Below are 12319 nucleotides of genomic sequence, written 5' to 3'. Positions count from 1 at the left end.
AAATACAATATTATTTTTCATAATAACTGTAAGATTGAAAATAAAAGGGAAATAATAATGAGCATTACTTCTACAAAGTCACTTTATAATGTCTTTTCTCGGCGCGATTTGCGTTTTGAACAAGGCAGCGGTGTGTGGCTTATTTCTGATAAAAAAGAGCGTTACCTTGACTTCACTTCTGGTGTTGCTGTTAATGCTTTAGGATATGCTCATCCCAAATTGGTTGATACGATTAAACAACAAGCTGAAAAACTTTGGCATGTTTCCAATGTTTTTCAATCTCCTGAGCAAGAAGCTCTTGCAACACGTCTTTGCGAAAATAGCTTTGCCGATAAAGTTTTTTTCTGCACTTCTGGTGCTGAAGCATTGGAATGTGCAATAAAAACGGCTCGCCGTTATCATTATACATCGGGTCACCCAGAACGTGTTGAAATTATTACCTTCGAAGGTGCATTTCATGGCCGTACACTTGCAACTCTAGCCGCGACAGGAAGAAAACAATATCTCGAAGGTTTTGACCCTAAAGCAAGTGGTTTTGTTCAAGTTCCATTTGACGATGAAAACGCTTTACGTAATGCAATAACCCAAAATACTGCAGCAATCCTCATTGAACCTATTCAAGGGGAAGGAGGAGTACGAACAGTCTCTCACGAAACATTAAGTCTTTTGCGCAAATTATGTGATGAAAATGACCTATTGTTGATTTTAGATGAAGTTCAGACTGGTATTGGCCGAACAGGAAAACTTTTCGCTTATGAATGGAGTAATATTACACCTGATATTCTCACTCTTGCAAAAGGATTGGGTGGAGGGTTTCCACTAGGTGCTTGCCTTGCAACAGAGAAAGCCGCAAAAAGTATGACACCAGGAACTCATGGTTCAACTTTCGGAGGGAATCTTCTTGGCATGGCTGTCAGTAACAGTGTTCTTGATGCTATTTTAGAACCAGGCTTTCTTGATCATGTCCAGCATGTATCTCATATACTCAAACAAGAGATTGCAACGATCATTGAGACTTATCCTGATATTATTTGTGCCGTTCAAGGTATGGGACTTATGATAGGTATTCAATGTGTCATTCCTCACAGTGATGTTATCAACGCTCTAGACAAAGAGCATATTCTTAGCATTAGTTCTGGCAATAATATCGTCCGCCTACTCCCTCCTCTTATTATAACTGAAGATGAGGCTCGTGAAGGTTTAAATCGCATTGAAAAAGCGATTGCTTATCTTTCGCAGACCAAGAAAGAGCAGTCAGCATAACGCCATAACAAAACTCTTTGAAACTTCATCAACTTATTACTTGAACCCCACCAATAGGGCATACTATTATTGATAATGTGAAAATAGACAAAATAATTTTTCAAGCAATAAAAGATTAAAATCTTTTATTTGCAAAAATGAGTAGTGATATTTTAAAAACTGTCTATACAAAACCATATTTCATTTTATGTAGATACGCATCAACTTGGTGGGGATATAATAATGTTAGCTGATCCCAAAATACAATTTTGGTCACAGTAATATCACTGTTTATATCCATTGCAAAAAGGCAACAACATGAATGAAGAACGTGACCACACGAAAGATCAAACCTCTTCAAAAAATATCTATATTGCTAAAGAAGATACAGTTATTCCTTTTCAAGTCGAAGAACTGGATACGCGTGGACGTGCTGTCCAACTTGGAGAAAGTTTAAATTCTATTCTCACAAAACATCAATACCCCGAACCCGTTTCTTGTCTTCTTGCAGAAGCCTTAACTTTAACTGTTTTACTTGGAACCTCACTCAAATTTGAAGGTAAATTTATTTTACAGACTCATTCTGATGGTCCAGTTAATATGTTGGTATGTGATTTTTCCACTCCTTCCAATCTACGCGGTTACGCCCGTTTTAATGAAGAAAAAATTCAACAAGCAATAGCCAATAACCAAACATCATCAGAGATGCTTCTTGGTAAAGGAACTTTAGCTTTTACCATCGATCAAGGAAGTTATACACAACGTTATCAAGGAATCGTTGCACTAGATGGATCAAGTCTACAGGAAGCTGCTCATTCTTATTTCAAACAGTCAGAACAAATTCCTACCGCAATTCGTTTAGCTGTTGGCACATTAATTTACCGTGATCAACAAGGAAAACAAAAAAAAAGCTGGAGAGCAGGAGGAATTTTAACTCAATTTTTACCCCAAGCTTCACCACATCGAAAAACATTCTCGACCAATCAACAATCCGAAGATTTCAAAACACGTGCTCAACTTGAAGATCAATGGAGAGAGGTCGAAGCATTCATCGCTACCATTGACAATACAGAACTCACTGATCCTCAAGTCAGCACTGAAAAATTACTCTTCCGACTTTTTCATGAAAGAGGTGTTAAAGTTTTTAAAGAATTTCCTATCATAGATCAGTGTTCCTGCTCTCGAGAAAAAACTAAAGAAATATTAAATAAATTTTCTCCAAACGAACGAACTCAAATGATTGAAAATCAACAAATTTCTGTTACATGCGAATTTTGTTCAACAAGCTACCACTTCCAACCACAAGAATTAGCCGACGCAAAAGGATAAACATCTCCTTTTATATCATGAGATAGATTTTTTTCTTTTTTAATCAGATACAGAAGTACAAGATAAAAAGCTTTTAAGTTAGATCATAAAGATCACAGAATATTATATTCAATATATTTAGTAATATTTTTAGATATTAAATTTGCAAAATAACAGAATATTTTTCTTTAAAAGTATTTTTATCGCTTATTTTTAATAAACATCATGTCAGCGAATACTCTATACAATTAATACAAAAAACATGGTCATTGTTTTATTTCATCAGTGGCGTAACTTAACATAAAGCGCTCCCTTACCACCGTGTTTATGAGATGCTATTTCAAATGCATGAATATAATTTCGAAAAATCGGCGTTGAGAACCAATAAGGAACAAGACGACACAAGATACCATCGCTCCCATACGATTGTCCTTTTCCTGTAATAACCAAAACATAGTGCAATCTACACTGTTGCGACAACTGTAGAAACTGTTTTAGAGCAGAATAAGCTTCTTTTTGCACAAAACCATGAAGATCAATACGCGCCTCGATAGGGTAATGGCCTTTTGTAATTTTGCGATGTATTGTACGATCAAAAGAACGAATTTTGTCCGTTTGTTGAAGCATTTTTTTTTGTTTTTGGATCGTTTTTAATCTCTGTTGTTCTTCCTGCAGAAAAGAAAAATTTTTTATTACACGCGATTTCTTATAGATAATATCTTTTTGGATATGAACGCGAGAATTATCATGAAGCGGAATTACGGTTTGACAAACCTTATCCCACAAAACGTGATCCTGTGGAAGTGGGTGACGATCTCTTTGCACTCTCTCACTCTTAACTACTGGATTTCTATTGCAAATACTGAATGAATAAAAGTTACTTTAACTCTCATTCTCTGTTGCAAAAAGCTTCCAATTCGGATCTTGTGATACACTGTTGCGCACAAAAGTCCAAACATCTTTAATTTCTACAATAGCTTCAGGATCACCATCTATGCGTTCTTCTTTTTCATTATATGTCGCGGAAATAATTTCACTGACAATACGTACGGTTATAAACTCTTCTCTGTCTTGCACTTCTGCTGCAACAAACTCAACCTTATTAATCCCAACAAAAATGAATTGAACTCTTTCGTTATTTTTTTCTCGTTGCTCGATAGCAGCGCAAAAACTCTTAAAAACATCTTGAGAAAGCAATTTTTTGAGTTGATCACGATTACCTTGTGCAAAAGCTGTTACGATCATTTCATAAGCAATTTGAGCACCATTAACAAAGAATTGAGGAGAAAAATGAGGATCAACCTGACGAATAGCCCGCAAACCATTATTTAATTGACTTCCTTCTGGTGAAATTTCATCAATGTCCTTAAAATCATTCTTTTGTGAATAATTCTGATTAGGAAATGAAATAACATCATCCGTCGTTTCTGTTGTTTTTTTAGAATGATTCGAATAAGGATCAAAAGGAGGCTTTTCGAAACCAATCCGTTTTCCTAATACATTCCTTAGTTGCACAAAAACAACAACCATAATAACAAGAGCGATCACAAGTACAATGTCAAATCCCATGGGGGCTGTTAATCTCCAAACATAAAGCCTTTGTAAAATATATAATTACTATCATATATTAATAAAACATGTAAAATCGGTAAACCTACCATTCAAATAGTATTTATAACCTTTCAGTTTAAGTGAAAAGAAGAATAATTATATATTCTACAAAAAATACTAAAAAGGGAATTTTCGTGTGACACAGTTTTATCATATAAAACCTTACTTATTTACAGTGGTTGTTCTTAGCGCTCTTTTGATTGAAATTGCTGGTTTTATCATTGTTGGAAAAGAAATTGGAGTTTTAGCAACTCTGAGCTTGATCCTGTTAACAATGATAATTGGAACCTGTGTATTACGCATTCAAGGCGTTAATCTTTTTAAAAATATCCAACGCGAACTTATCCAAGGACAAACACAAAAATATTATATCACTGAGAATGTTTTCATTATTATTGGTGCTATTTTACTTATTATTCCAGGCTTTGTGAGCGATATTTTAGGAATATCACTTCTTATAAAACCAATACGAACTCTTATTTTATCTCTTTTTTCATCTTTAAAATACAAAACCAACACTCACGCTCATAATGAATCTGAGAAAATCATTGAACTCAATGCAGAAGATTATCAAAAATATGACCCTAAAGAATCTCCTTGGCACCAAAATGATGATAACACTTCAGACATAAAAAAGTAGAAAAGCCTAAAAGCGCATTTCTTGCAACATTCTGCAGGACATGATAACCAATTTATTTGAGCCCTAAAATAGAAATATATATATGATAATGAAAGGTTTTAATATGACTGAAAGTGAAATGAGTCATAAGGGCGGAGAGCCTACGTTTGCTGTATTATCTCAGTACTTAAAAGATTTTTCCTTTGAGAATCCTCATGCTCCTCACTCATTACGTCAACGAGAAACGGCTCCTAAAATTGACATTAATATTGATGTTAACGCAGATCCTATTGGTGATAATAATTATGATGTCACATTATCTCTTTCGGTTAAAGCCAATGATAATACCGAAACACTGTTTCATGTAGAACTTGTTTATGGTGGTGTTTTTCATATCAATAACATTCCACAAGAACATATTATGCCGCTGGTTTTTATTGAATGCCCCCGTCTTTTATTTCCTTTTGCTCGACAAATTATATCTGATGCTACTCAAAGTGGTGGTTTTCCACCTTTGTGGATTAATCCAATTGATTTTACAGCTTTGTTCCAAAAGCGCGTTGCCGAAAAGCAACAAGATGCCCAAACGCCATCATCATAAAGTCCTTTAACACCCGTTTTTTTATCTCTTTTTATTGCAAAAAAAGTTAAAATTTTAAATGTCTTATATTTTCTTTTAAACAACTATTCTGAGCAATAGAATAAAATGTAATAAATATTGATATACAGATGGGTGTTTTTAAATATGATAGTGAGAATGCATCTGTATTTAGAACATAAACAATACCATAAATGTACGTAATAGCTTTGTTTTCAGATAAGAAAAAATGTAAAATACTCTGCAAAAGTTACATATCAGTCCGCACAAGAATAAAGAATATTTTTTATTTATTTTTGCGGATCAATCAAAGTCTTTTACTTCACAAATATGAGTGAATGAGAAAATCACTTCCTTTCTCCTCCCAGCTATCTTTGTCTAAGCTAAAAATAATCTTTATCCTAAACAAACCGCACATAATTACAAAAAAATCCATTATAAATTTAATGAAGACTGTCGATCCTTTAACTCACGTTCATATGCTGCTAAATCATCAATATGCTTTCTAGCAACACCGCTTTCCATTGCTGCTTTTGCAACTGCCATTGAAACAACTGTCAGTAACCGCGGATCGAAAGGAGCAGGAATAATATAATCTGAACCAAACTTTAACTGCTTTCCCCCATAAGCTTGCACAACGCTATCAGGGACTTCTTCACGCGCTAATTGAGCAAGAGCATTTGCTGCCGCAATTTTCATGTCTTTATTAATAACTCTTGCGCGCACATCAAGTGCACCGCGAAATATGTAAGGAAAACAAAGAACATTATTAATCTGATTAGGATAATCTGATCGACCGGTTGCCATAATGACATCATCACGTATTTTTAGTACTTCTTCTGGTGTAATTTCTGGATCGGGATTAGCCATAGCAAAAATAATAGGCTTAGGAGCCATTGATTTGACCATTTCTGAAGTTAACGCATCTTTGACAGAAACTCCAAAAAACATATCAGCATCTTCCACTGCCTCAGCAAGAGTGCGTTTATCTGTCTTAATGGCGTGGGCTGCCTTCCACGGATTCATTCCTTTTTCACGACCTTCATAAACAACACCATTCGTATCACATAAAATAATATTTTCAGGATTAAATCCCATAGCTTTTATCAGTTCAATACAAGCAATTCCTGCAGAACCAGCACCATTACACACCAATCGTGTATTCTTCATATCACGTCCAGTCAAATGTAAAGCATTAATCATGCCAGCCGCTACAATAATTGCTGTTCCATGCTGATCATCATGAAAAACAGGAATATTCATTATCTCGCGTAAACGACTCTCAATAATAAAACACTCAGGTGCTTTAATATCTTCAAGATTAATACCACCAAAAGATGGCTCTAAATTGCGAACTAAACTTATGAAACTCTCTGTATCATCCGTATCAACTTCCAGATCAATGGAATCAATATTGGCAAAACGCTTAAAGAGCACAGCTTTTCCTTCCATCACTGGCTTAGATGCCAACGCTCCTAAATTCCCTAACCCCAAAATAGCTGTTCCATTTGAAATCACAGCAACAAGATTACCTTTCGCTGTATATTCATAAGCCAATGATGGGTTTTGAGCTATAGCTTGAACCGGAATGGCAACCCCCGGTGAATAAGCAAGTGCTAAATCATGCTGAGTTTTCATAGGCTTTGTTGCAACAATTTCAAGCTTTCCAGGTTGACCATGACTATGAAAATCAAGAGCTTCTTGTTCACTTGTACTGTAATTTTTTTTATACAATTTCTGTTTTTCTTCATTCGTTGTCATGTCACTTACTTTCCCAAAAATGGTATAAAATCTACTTGATAACTAGATACAATTTTAGTTTTAAAATTTGATTCATATCCCTAAAATCGCTATGCTGGTCTTGAAAAGACAACTTACCAGAAGATAACTTACCATGCGTTTGAGTTCAGAGATAATAAAGATATAGATGGTGAAGTAAATAAAAAAAGCGAAATAGCTTACATTGAGGAAAATAGGCGCATAAAAAAATGGAAAAAAATGAACATACAAATAGCGTAACTCTTCAACCTCAATCCTCATACAACACCCATCAAGGACGCCCTACACCTATGATGGAACAATATATAGAAATTAAAGCGCTCAATAATGATTCTCTCCTTTTTTATCGTATGGGCGATTTCTATGAATTATTTTTTAATGATGCCATTGAAGCCGCTCGCGCTTTAGGAATTACACTCACAACACGAGGAAAGCATCTAGGAGAAAACATCCCCATGTGTGGCGTCCCTGTCCACGCTGCTGATGATTATTTACAAAAACTTATAGCCTGTGGTTACCGTGTTGCCGTATGCGAACAAATAGAAGATCCTGCAGAAGCAAAAAAGCGTGGCTCGAAATCAGTTGTTAAACGTGACGTTGTTCGTCTTGTTACACCAGGAACCATCACTGAAGAAAAACTCCTTGATCCAACACGTGCAAACTATTTAATGACACTTTCTCGCATAAAAACAAGTGATGAAGAAGAATTTGCTCTTTCTTGGATTGATATTTCAACAGGGATCTTTCGTGTTACAGAAAGTCATGGAGAAAAACTTTTAACAGACATTATGCGTGTGGATCCGCAAGAAGTGATTGTCCCTGACACACTTTTTCATGATAAATCTCAGAAATCACTTTTTAATGCTCTTGGTCGTCTTGTCTCACCACAACCTGCTAGTCTTTTTGATACGATCACTGCTGAACGCGATATTTGCGATTACTTTAAATTATCAACTCTTGAAGGTATTGCCGATTATTCACGTCCTGAGCTTTCTGCAATTGCTGCTGCTATTCGCTATATTGAAAAAACGCAAATTACTCATCGCCCTCCTCTTATGCGACCTGAGCGCCAAAATGAAAATTCAACTCTTTTCATTGATGCTGCGACAAGATTTAGCCTTGAACTGACTCGAACTACATCAGGTCAACGTGATGGAAGCTTGCTAAAAGCCATTGATCGTACTGTAACAGGAGGTGGTTCACGTCTTCTCGTTGATCGTCTTATGACTCCTTTAACGACTCCTTCAGCCATTGATAAACGTCTTGATTCAGTTGATTTTTTTCTGCGCAATACATCTCTTGCAGAAGCTATTAGACTCATTTTAAAGGGGGGGCCAGATATGCCACGCGCAGTTTCGCGTTTAGCGCTTGGCCGAGGAGGACCACGGGATATCGGAACAATCCAACGTGGATTTGAAATAATCAGTGAACTGAACCAACTTTTAAATAATGAATTACTTCCTCAAGAAATCAATGATGTACGAGAAGTATTTTCACACTTGCCAACAGCCTTACATTTTCGTCTGGAACAAGCATTGATTGATGATCTGCCACTTCTCAAACGTGATGGTGGTTTTATCCGTACCAATTACCACCCAGAACTCGATGAAATGCGGAGTTTACGCGATGAATCACGAAACGTCATTGCCAAACTCCAAGCGCAATATGCTCAAGAAACAGACATTAAAACACTCAAAATTAAGCATAACAACATTCTGGGTTATTTTATTGAAGTCACAAACTTACAAGCGAGCGCGCTCACACATAGTCCACAAGCAAAAGCACGCTTTATTCATAGACAAACAATGGCAAATGCTATGCGCTTTACGACAACAGAACTTGCCGAACTTGAAAGCCGTATTGCTCATGCTGCAGGCCATGCCATAACGCTTGAGCTAGAAATTTTTGACACACTTGTTAATGAAATTACTACGCAGATTGATTTTATTCGAAAAGCGGCCGAAGCACTGGCTATTTTAGATGTCTCTGTTGCTTTAGCTCAGTTAGCCGAAGAACAAGAATATTGTCGCCCTAAAATTGATCATTCACTCACTTTTAATATCACTGCAGGACGCCATCCTGTTGTCGAACAAGCCTTACGTAAACAGGCAATCAAACCATTTGTTGCCAATGACTGCGATTTATCTGCACAAAAAAATCATGAATATGCAGCAATATGGTTGCTAACAGGCCCTAATATGGGGGGAAAATCAACTTTTTTACGGCAAAATGCTCTCATTACTATTATGGCGCAAATGGGTTCTTTTGTTCCAGCAACTTCAGCGCATATTGGTGTTGTTGATCGTTTATTTAGCCGTGTTGGTGCATCTGATGATCTTGCACGAGGACGCTCAACCTTTATGATGGAAATGGTAGAAACAGCAACTATTCTCAATCATGCAAGTAGCCGTTCTCTTGTTATTCTTGATGAAATTGGACGAGGAACATCAACTTTTGATGGCCTTTCAATTGCTTGGGCGGCAGTTGAATACCTTCACGAAGTTAACCACTGTCGCGGAATCCTTGCTACGCATTTTCATGAAATGACCGCACTCACTGAAAAACTCGACCGCTTACATAATGTAACAATGAAAGTAAAAAATTGGGATGGCGATGTTATTTTTCTTCATGAAGTTGCAAAAGGAGCTGCCGATCAATCCTATGGTGTACAAGTTGCAAAACTTGCTGGTCTTCCAACAGAAGTTATCACACGTGCCACAGATGTTTTGCATCAATTAGAACAAAGCGAAATGACTGGAAAAGGACATAAATTAATTGATGACTTACCTCTCTTTTCCCTTAAAGATCTTTCTGCAACAAATCAAAAAGCAAATGAATGTTGTGTTGTTAAAGAAGCTCTCAAAAATATCCATCCCGATGAACTATCACCAAAAGAAGCTTTAGAAGAACTTTACCGCCTCAAACAACTTGATACAAAATAAATTCATCCTCAAAAATATAAATTTACAACACTTATATGCGTCCTGCTTAAAAGTAATTTTATTTATCCGTAAAGCTTTTTTTCAATACGAAACCTGCTCTCAATCAAATATTACGAACTGCTCCTTTAGCTGCAGAAGTTGTCATCGCGGCATAAGCTTTCAAAGCCTTCGAAATTTTACGTTTACGTTCTTCTATTGGTTTCCAAGCAGCTTGTTCCTTTTTTTCCATCTGAATACGACGATGCATAATCTCAACGTCATCGAGAACAACCTGAATTTTACGATGGGGAATATCAATTTCTATAATATCCCCTTCTTCCACCAAAGCAATAACGCCTTCTTCAGCAGCTTCTGGAGAAATGTGACCAATCGATAAACCTGAAGTTCCTCCAGAAAAACGACCATCAGTCACAAGAGCACAAACCTCGCCTAATCCTTTAGATTTCAGATAACTTGTTGGATAGAGCATTTCTTGCATTCCTGGTCCTCCTCGCGGACCTTCATAACGGATTAAGACAACATCACCTGGCTTAATTTTATCCGTTAAAATTGCTGAAACGGCTGAATCTTGACTTTCAAAAACTCTTGCAGGGCCTCTAAAAGTTAAAATTGATGAATCAACACCTGCTGTTTTTACAATACAACCCTCTTGTGCCAAATTCCCATAAAGAACTGCCAATCCTCCATCTTGAGAATAGGCGTGTTGAACATCACGAATAACACCTTTTTCACGATCGAGATCAAGACTATCATAACGACGGAGCTGACTAAATGCTTCCTGCGTTGATATCCCGCCTGGTGCAGCACGATAAAATTCATGAACAGTTGTTTCATTCGACTGTTTTATACTCCATTGACAAAGAGCTTCTTTCATTGTTTTTGCATGAACCGTATAAGTGGATGTATCAATGAGACCTGCTTCATCCAATTCACCTAACAATCCCATCACACCACCGGCACGGTGAACATCTTCCATATGGATATGAGCCACTGCAGGCGCAACCTTACACAAAACAGGAACATTCCGTGAAAGCCTATCAATATCAGCCATGGTAAAATCTACTTCACCTTCCTGTGCTGCTGCTAAAAGATGCAGCACAGTATTTGTCGATCCACCCATAGAAATATCTAAAGTCATTGCATTTTCAAAAGCTTTACGTGAAGCAATAGAACGTGGCAAAACTGTTTTATCATTTTTTTCGTAATAACGCTTAGCTAATGCAACAATTCGGCGTCCTGCGTCTTCAAAAAGAAGCTTACGATCCGCATGCGTAGCCAACATAGATCCATTTCCAGGAAGAGAAAGGCCTAATGCTTCTGTAAGACAATTCATAGAATTAGCAGTAAACATTCCTGAACAAGAACCACAAGTAGGACAAGCAGCACGCTCCATTTCAAAAACTTCTTCTTCTGAATTTTGATCAGAAGCCGCAGCAATCATTGCATCAACTAAATCAACCGTAATCTCTTGACCTTTCCATTTAATTTTTCCCGCTTCCATCGGGCCACCTGAAACAAAAATAGTTGGAATATTTAACCGTAAGGAAGCCATTAACATGCCGGGGGTAATTTTGTCGCAATTAGAAATACACACAAGAGCATCAGCACAATGAGCATTGACCATATATTCAACAGAATCAGCAATAATCTCCCGTGAAGGCAAAGAATAAAGCATTCCATCGTGACCCATAGCGATTCCATCATCAATAGCAATCGTATTGAATTCTTTTGCAACACCACCAGAAGACTCGATTACGCGTGCAACCAATTGTCCAAGGTCTTTCAAATGGACATGTCCCGGTACAAATTGTGTAAAGGAATTGGCAATTGCAATAATGGGCTTCCCAAAATCAATATCTTTCATGCCAGTTGCACGCCAAAGTCCACGTGCACCTGCCATATTTCGCCCATGCGTCGATGTTCTCGAACGATAAGAAGGCATGACTTCCCTCCCCCCTTCTCTTATTTTTTCCGTTGTCCTGTGATTTAATTTCAAAATAAGAGTTTTAATACCAAAAACAGAAAAAATCATTCTTAATAGATTTTTCGTTTTTCGTGAAAAAATAACCGTTTTTTGGTGGAGCTAAGCGGGATCGAACCGCTGACCTCTTGCATGCCATGCAAGCGCTCTCCCAGCTGAGCTATAGCCCCATAAAGACACCCACCCCCTAGAAAAAAGGAATGAAAAATCCATTAAAAATTTTTAGAACGAGACAAATT

At 37.0% G+C, this 12319-nt stretch carries 8 protein-coding genes, 1 tRNA gene and 1 pseudogene; 5 read left to right on the top strand and 5 right to left on the bottom strand.

Annotated elements, in window-relative coordinates; translation table 11 throughout:
- The first annotated feature begins 57 nt into the window (after positions 1–57).
- Entirely contained in the window at positions 58–1263 is a 1206-nt protein-coding gene (locus tag NPY00_RS00915) for an aspartate aminotransferase family protein (RefSeq protein ID WP_269020151.1), read from the top strand.
- Positions 1264–1560: 297 nt separating this feature from the next.
- Positions 1561–2571 carry an Hsp33 family molecular chaperone gene (locus NPY00_RS00910; RefSeq protein ID WP_269020150.1) on the top strand — a complete coding sequence of 337 codons (1011 nt, stop codon included), beginning with the start codon at positions 1561–1563 and terminating at the stop codon, positions 2569–2571.
- 261 nt (positions 2572–2832) lie between these two features.
- Here NPY00_RS00910 and NPY00_RS00905 read toward each other — a convergent pair whose 3' ends face one another.
- On the bottom strand, positions 2833–3375 hold the full coding sequence (locus tag NPY00_RS00905) for a Smr/MutS family protein (RefSeq protein WP_269020149.1): 543 nt from the start codon (positions 3373–3375) through the stop codon (positions 2833–2835).
- A gap of 57 nt (positions 3376–3432) precedes the next feature.
- Entirely contained in the window at positions 3433–4119 is a 687-nt protein-coding gene (locus NPY00_RS00900; protein ID WP_269020148.1) for a Tim44/TimA family putative adaptor protein, read from the bottom strand.
- 178 nt (positions 4120–4297) lie between these two features.
- Here NPY00_RS00900 and NPY00_RS00895 point away from each other — a divergent pair, with 178 nt between their 5' ends.
- Entirely contained in the window at positions 4298–4801 is a 504-nt protein-coding gene (locus NPY00_RS00895; RefSeq protein WP_269020147.1) for an FxsA family protein, read from the top strand.
- Positions 4802–4904: 103 nt separating this feature from the next.
- Complete coding sequence (gene secB / locus NPY00_RS00890; protein ID WP_269020146.1) at positions 4905–5381, top strand: protein-export chaperone SecB; 477 nt, start codon at positions 4905–4907, stop codon at positions 5379–5381.
- 438 nt (positions 5382–5819) lie between these two features.
- On the opposite strand, the pseudogene NPY00_RS00885 reads toward secB, so the two are convergent.
- Positions 5820–7139 (bottom strand): annotated as a pseudogene (locus tag NPY00_RS00885) (malic enzyme-like NAD(P)-binding protein); the annotation flags it as partial.
- A 227-nt stretch (positions 7140–7366) separates the two neighbouring features.
- Here NPY00_RS00885 and mutS point away from each other — a divergent pair.
- Positions 7367–10099 carry a DNA mismatch repair protein MutS gene (gene mutS, locus NPY00_RS00880; RefSeq protein ID WP_269020144.1) on the top strand — a complete coding sequence of 911 codons (2733 nt, stop codon included), beginning with the start codon at positions 7367–7369 and terminating at the stop codon, positions 10097–10099.
- 103 nt (positions 10100–10202) lie between these two features.
- Here mutS and ilvD read toward each other — a convergent pair whose 3' ends face one another.
- A complete protein-coding gene (ilvD, locus tag NPY00_RS00875; protein ID WP_269020143.1) occupies positions 10203–12041 on the bottom strand; it encodes a dihydroxy-acid dehydratase in 1839 nt (612 codons plus the stop codon).
- A gap of 133 nt (positions 12042–12174) precedes the next feature.
- Positions 12175–12250: transfer RNA gene (locus tag NPY00_RS00870), tRNA-Ala, on the bottom strand.
- Between the last annotated feature and the right edge of the window lie 69 nt (positions 12251–12319).

It is taken from the genome of Bartonella sp. F02 (assembly GCF_026929975.1).
Classification (GTDB): Bacteria; Pseudomonadota; Alphaproteobacteria; order Rhizobiales; family Rhizobiaceae; genus Bartonella.
Note: the sequence above shows the minus strand (reverse complement) of the source record. Positions and strands in the feature narration are given on the sequence as shown.